Annotated in this window: 15 protein-coding genes and 1 riboswitch; all 15 genes read left to right on the top strand. The window is 30.2% G+C overall.

Going from position 1 to position 21,647, the window contains the following annotated elements:
• Nucleotides 1-330 precede the first annotated feature (330 nt).
• The 15 genes from kdpA (at nt 331) to ACZJV1_RS02530 (ending at nt 21,450) form a co-directional block, all read left to right on the top strand.
• Nucleotides 331-2,070 (top strand): potassium-transporting ATPase subunit KdpA, encoded by a 1,740-nt coding sequence (gene kdpA, locus ACZJV1_RS02460; RefSeq protein WP_460286014.1) that lies wholly within the window; start codon nt 331-333, stop codon nt 2,068-2,070.
• 12 nt (nt 2,071-2,082) lie between these two features.
• Nucleotides 2,083-4,149, top strand: a complete 2,067-nt coding sequence (gene kdpB / locus ACZJV1_RS02465) for a potassium-transporting ATPase subunit KdpB (protein WP_463651310.1) — start codon at nt 2,083-2,085, stop codon at nt 4,147-4,149.
• Between the two features lie 12 nt (nt 4,150-4,161).
• Nucleotides 4,162-4,755 (top strand): potassium-transporting ATPase subunit KdpC, encoded by a 594-nt coding sequence (gene kdpC, locus ACZJV1_RS02470; protein WP_463651311.1) that lies wholly within the window; start codon nt 4,162-4,164, stop codon nt 4,753-4,755.
• 12 nt (nt 4,756-4,767) lie between these two features.
• Nucleotides 4,768-7,473 (top strand): DUF4118 domain-containing protein, encoded by a 2,706-nt coding sequence (locus ACZJV1_RS02475; protein WP_463651312.1) that lies wholly within the window; start codon nt 4,768-4,770, stop codon nt 7,471-7,473.
• Complete coding sequence (locus ACZJV1_RS02480) at nt 7,448-8,158, top strand: response regulator (protein WP_463651313.1); 711 nt, start codon at nt 7,448-7,450, stop codon at nt 8,156-8,158. The genes ACZJV1_RS02475 and ACZJV1_RS02480 overlap by 26 nt, the downstream gene beginning before the upstream one ends.
• Nucleotides 8,159-8,335: 177 nt before the next feature.
• Nucleotides 8,336-8,433: riboswitch (purine riboswitch) on the top strand.
• 158 nt (nt 8,434-8,591) lie between these two features.
• Entirely contained in the window at nt 8,592-10,040 is a 1,449-nt protein-coding gene (gene guaB / locus ACZJV1_RS02485) for an IMP dehydrogenase (protein WP_463651314.1), read from the top strand.
• A 189-nt stretch (nt 10,041-10,229) separates the two neighbouring features.
• The gene (guaA, locus tag ACZJV1_RS02490) at nt 10,230-11,771 is read left to right on the top strand and encodes a glutamine-hydrolyzing GMP synthase (protein WP_463651315.1); all 1,542 of its coding nucleotides are present in this window, start codon (nt 10,230-10,232) and stop codon (nt 11,769-11,771) included.
• A gap of 275 nt (nt 11,772-12,046) precedes the next feature.
• Complete coding sequence (gltS, locus tag ACZJV1_RS02495; protein ID WP_463651316.1) at nt 12,047-13,243, top strand: sodium/glutamate symporter; 1,197 nt, start codon at nt 12,047-12,049, stop codon at nt 13,241-13,243.
• A gap of 524 nt (nt 13,244-13,767) precedes the next feature.
• Entirely contained in the window at nt 13,768-14,109 is a 342-nt protein-coding gene (locus ACZJV1_RS02500) for a YmaF family protein (protein ID WP_411170651.1), read from the top strand.
• A gap of 437 nt (nt 14,110-14,546) precedes the next feature.
• A complete protein-coding gene (locus ACZJV1_RS02505; protein ID WP_463651317.1) occupies nt 14,547-15,359 on the top strand; it encodes a peptidoglycan recognition protein family protein in 813 nt (270 codons plus the stop codon).
• 338 nt (nt 15,360-15,697) lie between these two features.
• Entirely contained in the window at nt 15,698-17,050 is a 1,353-nt protein-coding gene (locus tag ACZJV1_RS02510; protein ID WP_411169701.1) for a glucose-6-phosphate isomerase, read from the top strand.
• On the top strand, nt 17,050-17,493 hold the full coding sequence (locus ACZJV1_RS02515; protein WP_411169702.1) for a YaiI/YqxD family protein: 444 nt from the start codon (nt 17,050-17,052) through the stop codon (nt 17,491-17,493). Before ACZJV1_RS02510 ends, ACZJV1_RS02515 begins: the two co-directional genes overlap by 1 nt.
• A gap of 127 nt (nt 17,494-17,620) precedes the next feature.
• Nucleotides 17,621-19,672 carry a triple tyrosine motif-containing protein gene (locus ACZJV1_RS02520; protein ID WP_463651318.1) on the top strand — a complete coding sequence of 684 codons (2,052 nt, stop codon included), beginning with the start codon at nt 17,621-17,623 and terminating at the stop codon, nt 19,670-19,672.
• 57 nt (nt 19,673-19,729) lie between these two features.
• Nucleotides 19,730-20,476 carry a lytic transglycosylase domain-containing protein gene (locus tag ACZJV1_RS02525; RefSeq protein WP_463651319.1) on the top strand — a complete coding sequence of 249 codons (747 nt, stop codon included), beginning with the start codon at nt 19,730-19,732 and terminating at the stop codon, nt 20,474-20,476.
• A gap of 257 nt (nt 20,477-20,733) precedes the next feature.
• Nucleotides 20,734-21,450 (top strand): pseudouridine synthase, encoded by a 717-nt coding sequence (locus tag ACZJV1_RS02530; RefSeq protein WP_463651320.1) that lies wholly within the window; start codon nt 20,734-20,736, stop codon nt 21,448-21,450.
• Nucleotides 21,451-21,647 lie beyond the last annotated feature (197 nt).

The following is a 21,647-nucleotide window of genomic DNA, read 5'->3' on the forward strand; positions in this document are numbered from 1 at the left end:
AGCTTAAACATAAAAGCTCCTGCTTTTTTTATACTTTCTTTGCTTTTAGTTTGTAAGTGGACATATGTAAGTTTGCGTTGACTTGGAGCAGGGCGACGGAATAAAAAACCTTACATATGCCCACTTTTTTATTGTGTAAGGAAAATATAAAATCTTTATACAATCTTAATGTCTACATATATAATCCTAACACTATCTTTATATGTAATTTTATATAATTTTAGATAGAAGGGGGAAGGAAATAATGTCAGTTATTATAAGTCTTATTGGTTTAGTAGCCTTAGTGCTATTTATTTATTTAAGTTACATTTTACTAAGAGGTGATAATGAATGATTAACTCAATAATACAGTACTCATTATACTTGATAATTTTAGTTGTACTAGCTATTCCTTTGGGGAAGTATATTGGCAAAGTAATGAATGGAGAAAAAGTTTTCTTAACTAAAATATTAAGTCCAGTTGAAAACTTTATATATAAAGTATTAAAGATAGATAAAAATGAGGAAATGAATTGGAAAAAATACGCCTTATCAGTAGCTGTTTTTAGTATTATAGGATTCGTAATTTTATTTTTATTACAAATTGTACAAGGTGTATTACCTTTAAATCCAGAAGGAGTTAAAGGTGTAAGTCTAGATTTAAGTTTTAATACAACTTCAAGTTTTGTAACCAATACAAATTGGCAAGCTTATTCAGGTGAAAGCCAATTAAGTTATTTAACACAAATGTTAGGGCTTACAGTTCAAAACTTTGTATCAGCAGCTGCAGGAATTGCAGTTTTATTTGCACTTATAAGAGGTTTTACAAGAGTTAAAGAAAAGACAGTAGGTAGTTTTTGGGTAGATGCTACAAGAAGTATAGTTTATGTATTAATACCTCTTTCAATAGTAGTATCAATATTAATAGCATCTCAAGGAGTTGTACAAAACTTTTCATCTTATCAAGAAGTTGAGCTTTTAGAACCAATAACTCTTGAAGATGGAACTGTTATAACAAAGCAAGTAGTACCACAAGGACCAGCAGCAAGTCAAATAGCAATAAAACAATTAGGTACAAATGGAGGAGGATTCTTCGGAGTTAACTCAGCTTATCCACTAGAAAATCCTACACCTTTTACAAATACAGTAGAAATGCTTTCAATATTAATAATACCAGCAGCATTATGTTTTACATTTGGTAGAAATATAAAAGATAAAAAACAAGGACGAGCTATATTTATTGCAATGTTTAGTATTTTACTTATAGCTCTTGCAATAATAGCAGTAAATGAAGCAAATGCTACTCCACAACTTGCTCAAAATGGAGCTGTAGATATATCATCTATCCATCAGGCTGGTGGAAATATGGAAGGTAAAGAAGCAAGATTTGGTATTGCAGCATCTTCTACATGGGCAGCATTTACAACAGCAGCATCTAATGGTTCAGTAAACTCAATGCATAGTAGTTATACTCCTTTAGGTGGTATGATTCCAATGTTATTAATGCAATTAGGTGAAGTTATATTTGGTGGAGTTGGATGTGGATTATATGGAATGATTGCATTTGCAATAATAGCAGTATTTATTGCAGGATTAATGGTAGGAAGAACGCCAGAATATTTAGGAAAGAAAATAGAACCATTTGAAATGAAGATGGCAATGTTAGTATGTCTTGCAACACCAATAGCTACATTAGTTGGAAGTGCTATAGCAGCCTTAGTACCAAGTGTAGCGGAAAGTATTGCTAATCCAGGAGCACATGGATTTTCAGAAATGCTTTATGCATATTCTTCAGCAGGTGGAAATAATGGGTCAGCCTTTGCAGGTTTTGCAGCAAATAAACCATTTATAAATATAAGTATAGGTTTAGTAATGTTATTTGCTAGGTTTGTTCCTATGATGGCTACACTTGCCATTGCAGGATCATTAGTTCAAAAGAAAAAAGTAGCAGTAAGTGCAGGAACACTGCCAACACATAATGCTTTGTTTATAGGGCTTTTAGTATTTGTAATACTTTTAGTTGGAGCATTAAGCTTTTTCCCAGCACTTGCATTAGGACCAATAGCTGAGTTTCTTAAAATGATAGGATAGGGGGAATAATATATGAAGGGTAATAGTAGTTTTCTATCTGATAAAAAAATGGTAAAAAGAGCAGTAAAGGATTCTTTTATAAAATTAAATCCTAAAACACAAAAAGAGAATCCTGTAATGTTTATAGTATATATAGCTTCAATTATAACAACTATTCTATATTTTATATCTTTATTTGGAATAAAAGATAATTCATCAAGCTTTATATTAGGTATAACTATTTTATTATGGTTCACAGTTCTATTTGCAAACTTTGCAGAAGCAATAGCAGAGGGACGTGGTAAAGCTCAAGCCGATGCATTACGTTCTGCTAAAAAAGATGTTATGGCGAATAAAATAAATTCTTTAGAAGAAAAAGATAAATTGATAAAAGTAAGTTCTACAGAGCTTAGAAAAGGTGATATAGTGGTCGTTTCTGCAGGAGAACAAATTCCAGCAGATGGGGATGTAATAGAAGGTGCAGCATCAGTAGATGAAAGTGCTATAACTGGGGAATCAGCACCAGTAATTCGTGAAAGTGGTGGAGACAGAAGTGCAGTAACAGGTGGTACAACAGTAATTTCAGATTGGCTTATAATTAAAGTAAGTAATGATCCGGGTGAAAGCTTTATGGATAAGATGATAGCAATGGTAGAAGGTGCAGCTAGAAAGAAAACACCAAATGAAAAAGCACTTGAAATATTATTAGTTTCACTTACAATAATATTTCTTATAGTAACAGTTTCTTTATACACTTATTCAGAGTTTATTTCTAATGAAGCAGGTATGGTAAACAGCACATCAATAACTTCATTAATAGCGTTATTAGTTTGTTTAGCGCCAACAACTATAGGAGCTCTTTTATCATCTATAGGGATAGCTGGTATGAGCAGATTAAATCAAGCAAATGTACTTGCTATGAGTGGTAGAGCTATAGAGGCAGCAGGGGATGTTGATATATTAATGCTAGACAAGACAGGTACAATAACACTTGGAAATCGTCAAGCTAGTGAATTTATTCCTGTAGATGGAGTAGATATAAAAGAACTTGCAGATGCAGCTCAATTATCTTCACTTGCAGATGAAACTCCTGAAGGAAGAAGTATAGTAGTTTTAGCTAAAGAGCAATTTGGCATTAGAGGAAGAGATATGGGAAGCTTAAATGCAACTTTTATAGAATTTACAGCTAAAACAAGAATGAGTGGGGTAGACTTTAAAGGGAATGAAATAAGAAAGGGTGCAGCAGATGCTGTAAAAAAATATGTTATAGAAAAAGGTGGAGTTTTTTCTAAGGAATGTGAAGAAAAAGTAAAATCAGTAGCTAACCTAGGGGGAACACCGTTAGTTGTAGCCAAAAACGGCAGAGTACTTGGAGTAATACACTTAAAAGATATAGTTAAAAAAGGTGTAAAGGAAAAATTTGCAGACCTTAGAAAAATGGGAATTAAAACAATAATGATAACTGGAGATAATCCACTTACAGCAGCAGCTATTGCAGCAGAAGCTGGTGTAGATGATTTCCTTGCAGAGGCAACCCCAGAAGGAAAACTAGATATGATTAGAGATTTTCAAAAGAAGGGTCATTTAGTAGCTATGACAGGTGATGGAACAAATGATGCTCCAGCATTAGCACAAGCAGATGTTGCAGTTGCTATGAACACAGGAACTCAAGCAGCTAAAGAAGCTGGTAATATGGTAGATTTAGATTCATCACCAACAAAGCTTATAGAAATTGTTCGTATAGGTAAGCAACTTTTAATGACAAGAGGTGCATTAACAACATTTAGTATAGCAAATGATATAGCAAAGTATTTTGCTATAATACCACCATTATTTATAGGTCTTTATCCAGAATTATCAAAGCTAAATATAATGGGTTTAAGGAGTCCAGAAAGTGCAATATATTCAGCTGTTATATATAATGCCTTAATTATAGTAGCACTTATTCCGCTAGCACTTAAAGGTGTAAAATATAGAGAAGTTCCAGCTAGTAAGTTATTGTCAAGAAATCTTTTAGTATATGGACTTGGAGGTATAATAGCTCCATTTATAGCAATAAAGATTATAGATATACTAATAACAGCAATAGGATTAGTTTAGGAGGTATAAATTATGAAAGTTATAAATAAAGCATTTAAATTTATACTAATATTTACAATAATATGTGGATTAGTATATCCAGTTTTTATAACAGGTGTTTCCCAATTACTATTTAAAGATAAGGCAAATGGTAGTATCATAGAAATTGATGGAAAGAAGTACGGTAGCGTATTACTTGCTCAAGAATTTACAGGAAATGATTATTTATGGGGACGTATAATGAATATAGATACAAATACATTTAAAGATGACAATGGAAAAGCATTAATGTATGCTTCTCCTTCAAATTTAAGTCCTGCAAGTGAAGAGTATGAAAAAATAGTAAATGATAGAGTAAATAAAATAAAGGAAGCAAACCCAGATAAAAAAGATGAACCTATTCCAGTAGATTTAGTTACATCATCAGGAAGCGGACTTGATCCTCATATATCAGTGGCAGCAGCAAATTATCAAGTAGATAGAATTGCAAAAGCACGTAATATGAGTACTGATGAAGTAGAAAAAGTAATAGAAAAATACACTGAAGGAAGAACTTTTGGGGTCTTTGGAGAAGAAATGGTAAATGTATTACAAGTTAACCTTGCTTTAGATGGAATATTAAAATAATGAGGTGTCAAAATGAATGAAACTCGTCCTAATCCAGAAGAGTTACTGAAAAAAATAAAAGATGAAGAAAAAGAGAATAAAAAAGGTAAGCTTAAAATATTTTTTGGTTATGCAGCAGGCGTAGGTAAAACCTACGCTATGCTAGATGCTGCTCATGCCGCAAAAAAGGCAGGAATAGATGTAGTGGTAGGGTATATAGAACCTCATACAAGACCAGAAACTTTAGCTCTTTTAGAAGGATTAGAACTTTTACCAAAACTTGAAGTTAAATATAAAGGAATAACATTAAATGAATTCGATTTAGACGGAGCTTTAAAAAGGAAGCCAGAGCTTATACTTGTGGATGAATTAGCTCATACAAATGCGATAGGGTTAAGACACAAGAAAAGGTATAGTGATATAGATGAGTTGTTAAATGCTGGGATAGATGTTTATACTACAGTAAATGTTCAGCATATAGAAAGCTTAAATGATATAATTGCATCAATTACTAATGTTGTAGTAAAAGAACGAGTTCCTGATAGATTTTTTAATGAGGCATCTCAAGTAGAAATAATAGATATTGAACCATCAGATCTTATAGATAGATTGAATTCAGGTAAAATATATAAAGAAAAACAAGCAAAAAAAGCTTTAAATAATTTTTTTATAAGAGAAAATCTAGTAGCATTACGTGAAATAGCCTTAAGAGAAACTGCAGATAGAGTAAATAAAGAAGTCGCAATTAATAAAAGTTATAGCAAAGGTATGTACCATACAAATGAACACATTTTAGTTTGCTTAAGCTCATCACCATCTAATGCAAAGGTGATAAGAGCAGCAGCAAGGATGGCAGAAGCTTTTCATGCTGAATTTACAGCACTTTTTGTTGAAACTATATCTTCAAAAGATTTAAGTGAAAAAAGTATTGATAAACTAAGAGAAAATTTAAAGCTTGCTGAAGATTTAGGAGCAAATGTAGAAACTGTTTATGGAGATGATATACCATACCAAGTAGCAGAGTTTGCAAAATTAAGTAGTATATCAAAAATAATTATTGGAAGAACAAAAAGAAGAAAGGTTCTTCTTTGGTATAAAATTGGATATGTAGATAGAATAGTAGAGCTTGCTCCAGAAATAGATCTTTATGTTATACCAGATAATGAAGATATTGTTGCTAAAAGGAAATATCCAGTAAAAAATATACAGCTTTCACCTAAAGACATAGCTAAGACAATCTTAATATTGCTATTGTCTTTAGTAATAAGTGGTCTTTTATATACTCTTGGATTTAGTGAAGCTAATATAATAACTGTATTTATATTAGGAGTGTTACTTATTTCTAATAATACTGAAGGTATGGTTTATGGGGCGATATCATCATTAGCAAGTGTATTGATTTTTAATTTCTTTTTTACAGTACCAAGGTTTTCACTGAATTTTTATGATCCTGGATATTTGGTCACATTTATTACAATGCTTACATCTGCATTAGTTACAAGCACGTTAACTAATAAGGTTAAATATCAAGCAAATTTATCAGCTGTAACTGCAAATAGAACCAATATTTTATTAGAATTAAGTAGGGATTTAGAGAGAACAAGTAATTTAGAAGATATTATATTTACTTCACAAATGCAGTTATATAAGTTTTTAAAAAAGCCTATTATAGTGTATGAAGCTATAGATGAAAATATAAAAAGTGTATATAATTATAAATTTGATGATGGAAGTGAGATAGATAAAAAGTATATAAGTGAGGAAGAAAAGGCAGTAGTAAGCTGGGTAATAAGAAATAAGAAAAGGGCAGGTGCTAGTACTGATACACTTCCAGGTTCAAAGGCAATGTATATACCATTAATAGGGCAAAATAATGTTATGGTTGTAATAGGAATAGTAATGAGAGAAAATGAAAGCATAGATAGTAGTGAAAAATCTTTACTAGAGGCAATGCTAAGTCAAATTTCCTTTGCAATAGAAAAGTATTTATTAAATGAGTCTAAAAAGAATGCTTTAATGCAAGCTGAGAATGAAAGGTTTAGGGCTAACCTTTTAAGAGCAGTTTCGCATGATCTTAGAACACCACTTACAAGTATTTCAGGAAGTGCTAGTTCGATATTAAATAATGAATTTGATGAAGAAGTAAAGAGAAAATTAATATTAGATATATATGATGATTCTCTTTGGTTAATAAATTTAGTGGAGAATTTATTATCAGTATCTAGATTGGATAATGGTAATGTAAAGTTAAATACAGAGCCACAATTAATAGAAGAGATAGTTAATGAGGCTCTTGAACATGTTAATCGTAAAATTTCAGAGTATAAAGTAAAAGTTAATTTAACAAATGAATTTTTAATGGTTGATGTAGATGTAAGGTTAATAGTTCAAGTAATGATAAATATATTAGATAATGCAATAAAATATACAAAACAAGGAACGGAAATTCAAATAAATGTATTTACGAAAGGGAAAAAAGTAATAGTAGAAATAGCCGATAATGGGGTTGGAATTAGTAAGAGTGATCAGGAGTGTATTTTTGATATGTTCTTTACAGCAAATGATAATAAGGGAGACAGCAGAAGAGGTCTTGGATTAGGGCTTGCACTATGCAAATCAATAATAAATGCTCATGGAGGAGAAATTTATGTTAGAAATAACAAACCTCATGGAACAGTGATCGGATTTACTTTATTACAAGTGGAGGTAAACAATGGCAGTGTCAATTTTAGTAGTTGAAGATGATAAAGCAATAAGAAATTTTATATCTGCTACTTTAGAAGTTCATTCATATAGTTGCTTTACAGCAGAAAATGGAGAGCAAGCAATTTTGCTTGCAACATCTCATAGACCAGACATAATTATATTAGATTTAGGATTACCTGATATAGGAGGTATAGAAATAATAAAAAAAGTAAGAATGTGGTCTAATTGCCCAATAATAGTTGTTAGTGCAAGAAGTGAAGATAGAGATAAAATAGAGGCATTAGATTCTGGCGCAGATGATTATCTTACAAAGCCATTTAGTGTAGATGAGCTTTTAGCTAGAATAAGAGTTGCTATTCGTAAAATGAACTATGATAATAGCAAAAAAGAAGAAAGCACTGAATTTATAAATGGTGGACTAAAAATAGATTACATCTCAGGGTGTGCCTTTATAGATGGAGAAGAAATACACTTAACTCCTATAGAATACAAATTACTTTGTTTATTAGCTAAAAATGTTGGTAAAGTTTTAACTCATACCTACATTTTAAAAGAAATATGGGGAGCCACCTATGAGGGAGATATACCTTCTTTAAGGGTATTTATGGCTACATTAAGAAAAAAGATAGAAAAAAATAGAACTAAAAGTAGTTATATACAAACTCATATAGGAGTGGGATATAGACTTGTTAGAATACAAGATGGTGATAATGAGTAGCTAATTACAAGAAATACTGTTGAAAATAATTTAAAGAGAACTTCATTATATAATAGTGGAATTTATAAAATTGATTCAGGAGAATGATATAAATCAAAATACAAAAAATATTTGAATTATAAATTGCAAACTTATTGACAAGTATAAGGCATAGATATATAATAACTATAAATTTAAATTAGTCATACGTCTAGTACTCGTATATACCCTGAATATGGCAGGGAGTATCTACCGGAAACCTTAAATTTCCGACTATGAGTGATTTTGATATACTATACCTATAGTTATTTATATAGGGTTTTAGGCATATTAACTTCACTTAGAAGATTAGTATGTCTTTTTTTATACTCAAAAATAGAAAGAAAAAAGAATAAATAACATCATAACACAACAAATATGCAAGAGAAAAATCATTTTTCAAGGGGGAAGACAAATGGCAACAATAATTAAAACTGCTTATACTTTTGATGATGTATTACTAGTACCTAATAAATCAGAGATTTTACCTAATGAGGTTAGCTTAAAAACTAAATTAACAAAAAAGATAACTTTAAATATTCCATTAATGAGTGCGAGTATGGATACTGTAACAGAATCCAAAATGGCTATTGCAATGGCTAGAGAGGGCGGAATAGGAATAATACATAAGAACATGACAATAGAAGAGCAAGCAAAAGAAGTTGATAGAGTAAAAAGACAAGAAAATGGAGTAATAACAGATCCAATATTTTTATCAGAAAATCACACAATAAGACAGGCTCAAGAACTTATGGCTCAATATAGAATATCAGGAGTTCCAATAACAAGAGGAAATAAATTAGTTGGTATAATAACTAATAGAGATATAGTGTTTGAAACAAACTATGATAGATTAGTATCAGAAGTTATGACAAAAAGTCCATTAATAACATCAGCAGAAGGAACTACATTAGAAGAAGCACTTGAAATATTAAAGAAGCATAAAATAGAAAAACTTCCTTTAGTAGATAGTGATAATAACTTAAAGGGATTAATAACTATTAAAGATATTGAAAAAGCAAAGGCTTTCCCAAATGCAGCAAAAGATGAAAAAGGTAGATTATTATGTGGAGCTTCAGTTGGTATAACTAAAGATATGATGGATAGAGTAGATGCTTTAGTTAAGGCTAATGTTGATGTTATAACACTGGATACAGCACATGGACATTCAAAAGGCGTTATGGATGGAGTAAGAAAAATAAAAGCTAAGTATCCAGACCTTCAAATAATAGCTGGTAACATTGCAACAGCAGAAGCTACAAGAGATTTAATAGAAGCAGGGGCAGATTGTGTTAAGATTGGGATAGGACCAGGATCAATATGTACAACAAGAATAGTAGCAGGAGTTGGAGTACCTCAATTAACTGCAGTTATGGATTGTGCAGAAGAAGGTAGAAAATATGGAGTTCCAGTAATAGCAGATGGTGGATTAAAATATTCAGGGGATATAGTAAAAGCATTAGCTGGTGGAGCATCTGTTGCAATGATGGGGTCAATGTTTGCAGGTTGTGAAGAAGCACCAGGAGAAATGGAGATATATCAAGGAAGAAGCTATAAGGTTTATAGAGGAATGGGATCACTTGGAGCAATGGAAAAGGGATCAAGTGATAGATATTTCCAAAATGGAACTAAGAAGTTTGTGCCAGAAGGTGTTGAAGGAAGAGTTGCTTACAAAGGATATGTTGCAGATACAATATACCAATTAATAGGCGGAATAAGATCAGGAATGGGATACCTAGGATCAGCTGATTTAGATACATTATATGAAACTGCAAAATTCGTAGTTCAAACATCATCAGGAATAAGAGAAAGTCATCCACATGATGTTAATATAACTAAGGAAGCACCAAACTACAGTAAATAAAAAACAATATAGAATTAACTAATAAGCTATTATATAGTTTATTAAATAGAAGAGTTAAAAAGTAAAAAAAAGTGAAGAGTTTCAAATTAATTTAATAACTTTTTGACTCTTAACTACTAATTATAAATTATGATATACTAAACTATACCTAAATTAGAAACTTATATTAACGAAAGTTGGAGGTAGTTCATGAATAAAGAATTAGTTTTAGTTGTTGACTTCGGTGGGCAATATAACCAATTAATAGCTAGAAGAGTTAGAGAATGTGGTGTTTATTGTGAAGTTCACCCACATACTTTAAGTGTTGATGAAATAAAAGAAATGAATCCAAAGGGAATAATATTTACAGGAGGACCAAACAGTGTTTATGGTGAAGATTCTCCTTTATGTGATAAAACGTTATTTGAAGCTGGAATACCTATACTTGGAATTTGTTATGGTTCGCAATTAATGGCTCATATGCTTGGAGGTAAGGTTGCTACTGCTCCTGTAAGTGAATATGGAAAGACAAAAGTTGATGTAAATGCAGATTCAAAAATCTTTGAGGGAATATCATCATCTACTATTTGTTGGATGAGCCATACAGATTACATAGAAAAAGCACCAGAAGGATTCAAAACAGTAGCTAATACTCCAGTATGTCCAGTTGCTGCTATGGAATGTTCAGAAAAGAATTTATATGCAGTTCAATTCCATCCAGAGGTTATGCATACACAAGAAGGAACAAAGATGATATCAAACTTCTTATATAATGTTTGTGAATGCTCTGGTGACTGGAAAATGGATTCATTTGTAGAGAAGACAATTGAAGAAATCCGTGAAAAAGTTGGAAATGGTAAGGTGTTGTGTGCATTATCAGGTGGTGTTGATTCATCTGTAGCAGCAGTATTACTTTCAAAAGCTGTTGGAAACCAATTAACATGTGTATTTGTTGATCATGGTTTACTTCGTAAAAATGAAGGAGATGAAGTTGAAGAAGTATTTGGACCTAATGGACAATACAACTTAAACTTTATTCGTGTAAATGCTCAAGAAAGATTCTATGAAAAATTAGCAGGAGTAGAAGAGCCAGAGCAAAAGAGAAAAATAATCGGTGAAGAGTTTATTAGAGTATTTGAAGAGGAAGCTAAAAAGATAGGTGCAGTGGATTTCTTAGTACAAGGAACTATTTATCCGGATGTAATTGAAAGCGGACTTGGAAAATCTGCAGTTATAAAATCACATCATAATGTTGGAGGACTTCCAGATTATGTAGATTTTAAAGAAATAATAGAACCATTAAGATTATTATTTAAAGATGAGGTACGTAAAGCAGGTTTAGAACTTGGTATTCCTAAAAAGTTAGTTTACAGACAGCCATTCCCAGGACCAGGTCTTGGAATACGTATCATAGGTGAAGTAACAGCTGAAAAAGTTAAAATAGTTCAAGAGGCAGATGCAATTTATAGAGAAGAAATTGCAAAGGCTGGAGTTGATAAGGAATTAGGTCAATACTTTGCAGCACTGACTAATATGCGTTCAGTAGGTGTAATGGGAGATGAAAGAACTTATGACTATGCAGTAGTGCTTCGTGCAGTAACTACAAGTGACTTTATGACAGCAGAATCAGCAGATCTTCCATGGGAAGTACTTGGAAAAGTAACAACTAGAATTGTAAATGAAGTTAAAGGTGTTAACCGTGTAATGTATGATTGCACAGGAAAACCACCAGCAACTATAGAGTTTGAATAATTTTAATTTAATATGAGATATTCTAAATGACAGGTAGTCTATGAGATTATCTGTCATTTTATATTATAATTATTTTTAGTAGTGTTACAAATATAATATTATTAGATTTAAGGAAGTAGTAATTTAAATATACTTAATTTATATCAATGATAAAGTGATAAAAAATTATAGAGGGTTGACAACATTAATATTTTATAGTAATTTTACATTTTAATAAAAATTAAAATAATGTATCATACTATTAAATATAAACTAAAGAGGAGAGAAGTGAATACATGGAATTTAAACTAGATATATTTCAAACAATGGCATTAGCGACAGCTGTATTTTACTTTGGAGTATACTTAAGAAAAAAGGTAAAAATATTAGACAAATATTGTATACCGTCGGCTGTAGTTGGGGGAATGACTTTTGCATTAATAATGCTAATTTTAAAAATAACTAATGTAGCAACAATAACATTAGATACAACACTTCAAAATGTTTTTATGACTGCATTTTTTACTAGTATAGGATATACAGCTAGTATTAAAGTATTAAAAAATGGAGGAGTAAAAGTAGCATTTTTTTTAACACTATCAATACTACTAGTAACATTCCAAGATTTAATTGGAGTATCACTAGCTAAATTATTTAATCTTGATCCATTATTAGGATTAGCAACAGGCTCAATTCCCTTAGTAGGAGGACATGGAACATCAGGATCCTTTGGTCCTTTATTGGAGAACATTGGGGTTAAAGGAGCTACAACGGTTTCTTTTGCATCAGCAACTTTTGGATTAGTAATGGGAAGTATTTTAGGGGGATTTCTTGCAAAGTCATTAATAGAAAGGAATAATATTAAGACTATCAAGGAGTATCATGACAAAGATATTCCTTTAAGTGATTTTCATCATGATGAGTCTGCAATACTAAATTATAATAGGCTTATGAAGGCTGCTTCCTGGATTTTTATTGCAATGGGGATTGGGTCAATTATAACTAATTATATACAAAGTTTAGGACTAACTTTTCCATCATATATAGGTGCGATGATTTCAGCAGCTATTATTAAAAATATAAGTGATTATAAGAATTTCGAGATTGAAGATAAAGAAATAGAAACTATAGGAGGAATTAGTCTTTCTTTCTATCTTTCATTAGCATTAATGGGATTAAAGTTATGGGAGTTATTTTACTTAGCACTTCCTATGATTGTTATGCTTGTTTCACAAACAATTCTTATGGGGATTTTCGCATATATAGTTGTATTTAGAACTATGGGAAGAAATTATGAAGCAGCAGTTTTCTCATCAGCCATGTGTGGATTTGGTATGGGTTCAACAGCAAATGCAATAGCAAATATGGATGCACTTACGAATAAGTATGGATTTAGTCAAACTCCTTATCTTGTAGTTCCAATTGTAGGTGGATTATTTATTGACTTTATAAATTCGGCAATAATTACATTATTTATAAATATATTTAGTTAATATTTATTATGGTTAAGGTAGTGTAATTTTAGGATTTAAAAGAACCTATAAATAATATTAATATTATTTATAGGTTCTTTTTGTATTATAATTTTCAATAATATTATTTTACAAAACCTCTATTTTTCATTCTTTTCATATTTGTAAATAGACTCATACCTGTCTTTAACTGTCCAAAACCTAGCTTTTTATAAACATAAAGAATTAATAGGTAGAATTTGCTTTAAAACATTCCAGCATATTCAGAACCGATAATAATAGAAAACTCTGATTTTGGAATATTTGTGACTTATTCAATAAAGTTTTTAGAAACAACAAATCGTTACTTTCATATAATACTATATTACTTAATTATTTATGAAAAATTTAGTTAGAGTTTAATAATATACAGATAAAACTTAATAGACTTAACTTTAATTCAAAAATAAAGAATTTTAAACATATATACATATATAGTAACAAAATTAACCTATCTTCAATACTATATATTATGAAACAAAAGAGGAGGAATTTAAGTTATGTCAATGTCATGTAATGAAAAAAAACAAACTCACGTTCATGAATTTGTTGGAAGTGTAAGGTTAGCTGAACTTGGGGAAGATCCTCATAATCACCGTTTTGCAGGAGTTTCTGGACAAGTTATTCCATCAGGTTGTGGACATGTACACCGTCTATGTACAAGAACAGATTTCTTTAATGATCACTTTCATGAAATTAATGTAATTACAGGACCAGCAATACCAGTAGGTGCTGGAAGACATGTTCATTTTGTTTATGCATGTACAGAAGAGAGCGATGGTCATAGGCATGCATTTATAGTTGCAACTTTAATAGAAAATCCTATAGGAAAAATTAAGAAATGTTAAATTTAATTAACTAAAAAATAGAGTTAATAGGTAGTTATGATTTTTATAAAAGTAGAAATAGAATCATAACTACCTTAATTATTTTATTTTTTTAGTTGATTACAAATTTTATTTATTCAATAAATCCTCTATTTTTCATTCCTTCTATGTTTGTAAATAAACCCATTTCTGCTCTGAGCTTTCCAAGGATTAACCTTTCATAAATCGTCAGCGTCTTTTCTTCACCATATCTTACAGTTTCTTTAGTACTAAAGCTATCTCTAGAATCTTTTTCAATAAAGTATCTATTATTATTTATTATTTTCAAGTAAAGAAATAATATTTTTAAAAATATTTTGAAAAATTTTTAAAAAACTATAATTAGTGCATATGTAATAGTTGTAAGGAGCTAGCTTCAAAAAATAATAAAAAATAAATTAAAAGGGAGGATTTTTAAAATGGCTTTAGTACAAAGACTTATATCTTCAGACAAATACAGTATAAAGTGTCCATATTCTATGACACCAAAGGGGATTTGCATTCATAACACATATAATGATGCAAGTGCAAATAATGAAATATCTTATATGGTTTCTAACACTAACAGTGTATCCTACCACATTGCAATAGACGATGTGGAAGCAATTCAGGCAATACCATTTAATCGTAATGCTTGGCATGCAGGAGATGGATCAACTGGTGATGGTAACAGAAATTATATATCAGTTGAAATTTGTTATTCAAAATCAGGTGGAACTAGATTTATAAATGCAGAAAAAAGAGCTGCTAAAGAAGTTGCAGCATTATTAAAGCAATACGGATGGGGAATTGCACAAATTAGAAAACATCAAGACTTTAGTGGAAAATATTGCCCTCATAGAACTTTAGATATGGGATGGCAAAGATTTTTAGATATGATTAAAGCAGAATTAGATAACTTAAATCCACCAACAGAATTGTATAGAGTGAGAAAAAACTGGGAAGATGCAGCTTCACAAGTAGGAGCCTTTAGTAGCCTAGAAAATGCTAAGATTTGTGCAGATCAAAATCCAGGCTATAGTGTATTCAATAGCAGTGGAGTTAAAGTATATCCTGTATCTATAGTAGTAGGTTCAAAAGTAAAAGTTATAGGTACTAACTATGCTACAGGAGAAATAATTCCAGATTGGGTTAAGGCTAATGTGTACACAGTTAGCAAAATAACTGATAATAAAGCATTGCTAGAAGAGATAACAAGTTGGGTATATCTTAAAGATTTAAAGTTAGCATAATAAAAATTAAGTTTAGAATTTAAAACTTAAAATTGGGGAAAATAATTCAAACATGTTGAATTATTAAAAGAAGGGTAGTTAAATTTAAAAAATTTAACTACCTATTTCTATATAAGAAAATTAGGAAAAGCTTTAACCTAAATTTTCAATGTTTAATTTTAAATTAAGAATTAAGCACATATTATTAAAATAATAACAAAAAATAATATATGAATTTTTATATAAAATAACAAAATAAAATGGCGTTATAAAAAATTTAAGTCATATAATTTAAAATATGTTATAATAGATGTTGATTAAATCAGCAAAAATTCCCAGAAAGATTCGGAGGTATGATTATGAATAAAGGTTTAAGATTAGACTTATCTAAGGTAGAACCATATGCGAAACTACATGAATTAGACTACATGGAAGCAATGGTAAAAGGAGCTCATGAAACTCTTCATAATAAAAGTGGCGCAGGTAATGACTTTTTAGGGTGGTTAGATTTACCTGTTAACTATGATAAAGAAGAATTTTCAAGAATAAAGAATGCAGCTGAAAAAATTAAAAAGAATTCAGAAGCATTAATAGTTATAGGAATTGGTGGTTCATACCTAGGACCTAGAGCTGCTATAGAAATGCTAAATAGTAATTTTTATAATGTGTTAGGCAATGATAAGAGAAACACTCCAAAGGTGTTCTTTGTTGGAAACAACATAAGTTCAACATATTTAGCTGATCTTTTAGATGCAATTGAAGGAATTGATATAAGTGTAAATGTTATTTCAAAGTCAGGAACTACAACAGAACCTGCAATAGCATTTAGAGTATTTAAAGATTACATGGAAAATAAATATGGTGTAGATGGAGCTAAAGAAAGAATTTTTGCAACTACTGATAAGAGTAGAGGAGCATTAAAATCACTAGCTGATGAAATGGGATATGAAACGTTTGTAATTCCAGATGACGTTGGAGGAAGATTCTCTGTTTTAACTGCAGTTGGTTTATTACCAATAGCTGTTGCTGGAATTAGTATAGATGAAATGATGCAAGGAGCTGCAGATGCAAGAGAAGCATATTCAACTCCAGATTTTAAGAATAATGATTGCTACAAGTATGCTGCAATGAGAAATGCGTTATATAATAAAGGAAAAGAAATAGAAATATTAGTTAACTACGAACCAGGTCTACACTATTTCAATGAATGGTGGAAGCAATTATTTGGGGAGTCAGAAGGAAAAGATCAAAAGGGAATATTCACAGCGGCAGTTGATTTTTCAACAGACTTACACTCAATGGGACAATACATTCAAGAAGGAAGAAGAAGCTTATTTGAAACAGTTCTTAATGTAGAAAAAGCAAAGAGAGAAGTTGTTATAGAAGAAGCTAAGGGTGATTTAGATGGATTAAACTTCTTAGCTGGAAAAACTATGGATTTCGTTAATAAGCAAGCATTTAACGGAACTTTATTAGCTCATAATGATGGTGGAGTTCCAAATATGGTATTAAATATTCCGGAGCTTAGCCCATACTACTTTGGCTATATGGTTTATTTCTTTGAAAAAGCTTGTGCAATAAGTGGATATATTTTAGGAGTTAATCCATTTGATCAACCAGGTGTTGAAGCTTACAAGAAAAATATGTTTGCTTTACTTGGAAAGCCTGGATATGAAGAATTAAAAGCTAAACTAGAAGCTAAATTAAAATAATGAGAATTATAGTAGATGGAGATGCCTGTCCAGGCATCTCTATTATTAAAAGTATAGCCAAAAAGTATAAATTAGAGCTAATAGTTTTTTGCGATATTCATCATTTTATAAGTTTAGATTATGGTGAAGTTAAAGTTGTGGATAGCGGATTTCAAAGTGTGGATATGTATGTAGTAAATACCTGTAAGTCAAATGATGTAGTAATTAGTCAAGATTACGGAGTTGCAGCAATTTGTTTAGGAAAAAAAGCTCATATATTGAATCCAAAAGGATATTTGTACACAGAAGAAAATATAGATAGAATGCTAGAGGAAAGACATATTTCTCAAAAAATCAGAAGAGCTGGTGGAAGAACATCTAATCCTAAAAAAAGAACTGCAGAAGATGATTTACGCTTAGAAAAAAACTTAATAAGGACGATAGAATGTAATTTTAAAGAATAAACTGTAGAAATATCAAATATAGTTTATTCTTATTTTTTTATTTTGGTGACAAATTTCGTTTTATATTTCATTATGTAAACTGTATAATAATATTAGGTAGAATTGAGAAAAAATAGGGTGTGAGGGTATGAGCGAATTATTAATAACTTTTGATAAAGAAAGTCCATCATTAATAGATGAGAAAATAAATATAAAAGCAATTTCAGATGGTAATGATTGTATGGAATATAAGTTCTTAGAAGGGATTCCAGTGGAGAGGCATTTGACTTGGAAACCAATTCAAGATTATTCACCTAAGAATGAGTGTCTGTGGAGGCCTAATAAATCTGGAGAATATATGATAATGGTTCAATATAAACATAAAGATTCAAATAAGCAAGGCAATGCCAAAGCAAATTATGAAATTAAAGGGATAGAAGAAAGTGATGCATTAGAACTAAATCATAGAAGTAGTAAGTTAATCAAGGATGTAATAATAGATAAGACTTCTTTAATTATAGGGGAAAAACTAAATATAGAAGTACTAGCAGCAGAAGATGAAGAAATTTTATTATACAGATTTTGGATAAAAGGAACACAAGGATGGGAGCCTCTTAAAGATTACAGTACAGAAAATAAGTTAACATATACTACTACAAAAGCTGTAGATGGTGAATTGCTTATTGAGTGTAAAAGACCATCATCCCAAGAAAATGTTGAAGATTTTATAACTGTAATATTTAAAGTAAAAGAACAGCCGCTTATAGAGATAAATTCATTTAAATGTTTATCAGAAAATCTTTTAGTAAATGAAGAGTTAATATTTAAAGTTGGTGTAAATTATGATAATAGTAGAACTATACTATATAAATTTTTAAGAGTAGATACTAATGGAAGAATAACATGTATTCAAGACTATTCAACTAAAAATATAGTATCACTTTATGAAAGGAAAAAGGGAGATTATAAGCTTTTATGTTATGTAAGAGATATATTTTCCAACAAGCAATATGATGATAGAGCATGCATGATTTATTCTATTAATCCTTATAATGAAATAAAAATAAGGAATTTTTCATCAGATTTAAATTCGCCTCAAGTTTCTGGAGCTAATATAAACTTTAAATCATTTGTTATAGGTGGAAAAGAAATTCTGTATAGATATATAGTTGAAGGTCCAGTTGCAGAAGATACAGGTTATATAAGGTCAAGAAACTTTAATTGGGAAACAAAAATTGAAGGTGAATATAAAATAGTACTTAAAACAAAGGATATTTCTTTTGATGGAGATTATGAGGATATAAGAGAACTAGACTTTAAAATAGATAAAAAAGGTGAAAAGCCAGTAAAGATAATAGATGTTTTAGCAAGCAAAACAAGAGGTTGTATAAAAAATGAGCCTATAAACATAAAGGTTAAAGCAGAGGGTGGAACAGAACTTAAATATTCATTTATAGTCTATAAAGACAAAAAGGAAAAGGAAAGAAGTAGTTATGGAATTACTAATTGGATAAACTTTACTCCAGAAGAAAGTGGAGAGTATGAGGTTGAGGTAAGAGTTTTAGATAAGTACTCATCTAAAGAATATGATTCCCATAGCTTTATATATTTTAAAGTTAAAGATTATCAAGAAGCAGAAATAGATTATGTATTATTATCTCAAAATGAAATTTATTTAGTAGGAGATATAATAGATTTAGAAACTATAGTACAAAATACTAAAAACGTTTTACTAAGATATATAACAAAAATAAATGGACGTGAAATAGAAGATACAGGTTATATAGAAAGCAAAAGAATTAGGTTTAAGCCTAAGTGTTCAGGAAAATATACTTTTGAGATTTATGGGAAAAATGTATTATGCACTGAGGACTATGATGTAAAAAAGGAAGTATCTCTTTATGTAAATGAAGCTACACCAGTTACGAATACAAAGATTAGAGTTAAAAATGAAAATCTTCAGGTGAATAGTGAAATAACTTTCGAAGCAAGTAGTGAAGGTGGAAAAGAAGTTTGCTATGAATTTTATATCATGGAAAAAAGAAATTGGATAAGAGTCCAAGCCTATAGTAGAAAAAATTATTATACATTTGTACCATTTTCACCTGGTAACTATAGAGTGCTAGTTCTAAGTAAAAGCTATTACAAAAAGGTTAATTATGAAGATTATACAAGTATAGAATTTGAAGTTGAGCCTTAAGTATATTAAAAATTGTACGATATTAATAGCAAAAGTGTAATTTCGGAGGAAACAAAAGTGAATATTCCTAAAGTAGAAGAATTTATGGGAAACATGATTAGTAAAGAAGTTTTGAAAAAAGCTATGGGTGATGGCCCGGAATTTGAGATAGTATATGAAGCTTTATTAAAGAATAATGAAGCTAAGGCTTCAGCTAGCGATAATGAAAAAAATACAAGAAGTTATACACCTACAGGGGCAGGACAGAAGCTTGAAGAAATACCCCTTAGATTTAGGTCTGAGACAGTACAAAAAGAAGAAGAAGAATTGTTAGAAGGAGTAGGAAATAATACAAGTTCTAACATAAGCTTTAATGAGTTAAGTAAAGATATAAGTCAAGAATCAGGAAATGATGTGGAAAAAATATATGAAGCTGTTGATAAATATTGCAGTAAATATGGAGTAGATAGAGCTTTAGTTCTTTCAATAATAAAGCAAGAATCAAACTTTAATCCTAATGCAGTTTCATATGCAGGAGCGAAAGGACTTATGCAATTAATGGACTTTAACTCAGAAGCTTATGGAGTAACAAATCCATTTGATATAAATCAAAATGTAGAAGCTGGAGTAAGACACATTAAAGAATACTTAGATATGTTTGGTGGAAATTTAGAAATGGCACTTATGGCATACAATGGTGGACCAGGAACAATGGAAAGAAGAGGAGTGAAGTCACCTAGTGATTTATATAAGATGCCACAAGAAACTCAAAACTATGTTCCGAAAATATTAGATAATTATAGACATTATAGTAGTAATGAATAAAATAAGTAATATATAATTAATAAATAATAATTAGTTATATATTTATTAAATTAATTCTAAGTAATAAGGGCCTAACGAAACGTTAGGTCCTTATTAAATAATTAAGATTACTTAAAGTATAAAGGAAGAAAGTAGATAAATTCTTATGAGGTTATCTACTTTTTTAAATTTTGACTATTTCACTTGTTTATCTCCTATTAAAGTAATAAAATAAATCGTAAAGGCTCAACATATTAATTGAGAAGGAAGGTGCTTAAATGGAAAGATTAGATAAAGTTTTAGCTAATTTAGGATATGGAACAAGAAAAGAACTTAAGCAAGCGATAAGAAAAGGTCTTATAGAGGTAAATGGGGAATTAGTTAAAGATAATGGAATGCAAGTAGATCCAGAGAAAGATAAGATTTGTGTTAATGGAGAAGAAATATTTTATAGAAAATACATATATTTAATGATGAATAAGCCAGATGGAGTAGTCTCTGCAACTCATGATAATAGAGATGAAACAGTTATTGATTTATTAGAAATAGAACATCAAGTATTTAATCCTTTTCCAGTTGGAAGATTAGACAAAGATACTGTAGGATTGCTACTATTAACTAATGATGGTGATCTGAATCATAGATTAATATCTCCAAAATGGAAAGTTGACAAGATTTATTATGCTAAGATAAATAAAAAAGTTACTGATGAAGATATAAAGAAATTTAAAAATGGTATAACTTTAGATGATGGATACACTTGTAAAGAAGCTAAGCTTGAAATTATAGAAGCATCTGAAGAAGGTTCAGAGGTTATGATTACTATTCAAGAAGGAAAGTATCATCAAGTAAAGAGAATGTTTGAAGCTGTCGATAAAAGTGTTACCTATCTACAAAGGGTTGAATTTGGAACTTTAAAGCTAGATGATGATCTGGAAGAAGGCGAATATAGAGAGTTAACAGAAGAAGAAGTCTCTATTTTAAAGAGTTTTTAGCGAATATTTAATTAAAATGAAGCTTAAACATTCATAAATGAATCAGGTTTACAGTAATATTTTCAAAATATCTTGCATTTTAGAAAAAGATACACTATAATAATTCTGCAAGGATAAATAAAAGGAATAAATAGCCCCCTTTTTATTTATTGCTTATTGCTAAAGCGCAACCTGGCCCCAAGGGTTGCGTTTTTTGT

Source organism: Clostridium sp. LS3 (assembly GCF_055330225.1).

Excerpts from the sequence above, each read along its gene's own strand:
- guaA (WP_463651315.1), top strand. The coding sequence starts at position 10,230 with ATGAATAAAGAATTAGTTTTAGTTGTTGACTTCGGTGGGCAATATAAC.
- kdpC (WP_463651311.1), top strand. The coding sequence starts at position 4,162 with ATGAAAGTTATAAATAAAGCATTTAAATTTATACTAATATTTACAATA.
- ACZJV1_RS02530 (WP_463651320.1), top strand. The coding sequence starts at position 20,734 with ATGGAAAGATTAGATAAAGTTTTAGCTAATTTAGGATATGGAACAAGA.
- kdpA (WP_460286014.1), top strand. The coding sequence starts at position 331 with ATGATTAACTCAATAATACAGTACTCATTATACTTGATAATTTTAGTT.
- gltS (WP_463651316.1), top strand. The coding sequence starts at position 12,047 with ATGGAATTTAAACTAGATATATTTCAAACAATGGCATTAGCGACAGCT.
- ACZJV1_RS02515 (WP_411169702.1), top strand. The coding sequence starts at position 17,050 with ATGAGAATTATAGTAGATGGAGATGCCTGTCCAGGCATCTCTATTATT.
- ACZJV1_RS02480 (WP_463651313.1), top strand. The coding sequence starts at position 7,448 with ATGGCAGTGTCAATTTTAGTAGTTGAAGATGATAAAGCAATAAGAAAT.
- ACZJV1_RS02510 (WP_411169701.1), top strand. The coding sequence starts at position 15,698 with ATGAATAAAGGTTTAAGATTAGACTTATCTAAGGTAGAACCATATGCG.
- kdpB (WP_463651310.1), top strand. The coding sequence starts at position 2,083 with ATGAAGGGTAATAGTAGTTTTCTATCTGATAAAAAAATGGTAAAAAGA.
- guaB (WP_463651314.1), top strand. The coding sequence starts at position 8,592 with ATGGCAACAATAATTAAAACTGCTTATACTTTTGATGATGTATTACTA.
- ACZJV1_RS02475 (WP_463651312.1), top strand. The coding sequence starts at position 4,768 with ATGAATGAAACTCGTCCTAATCCAGAAGAGTTACTGAAAAAAATAAAA.
- ACZJV1_RS02505 (WP_463651317.1), top strand. The coding sequence starts at position 14,547 with ATGGCTTTAGTACAAAGACTTATATCTTCAGACAAATACAGTATAAAG.
- ACZJV1_RS02500 (WP_411170651.1), top strand. The coding sequence starts at position 13,768 with ATGTCATGTAATGAAAAAAAACAAACTCACGTTCATGAATTTGTTGGA.
- ACZJV1_RS02520 (WP_463651318.1), top strand. The coding sequence starts at position 17,621 with ATGAGCGAATTATTAATAACTTTTGATAAAGAAAGTCCATCATTAATA.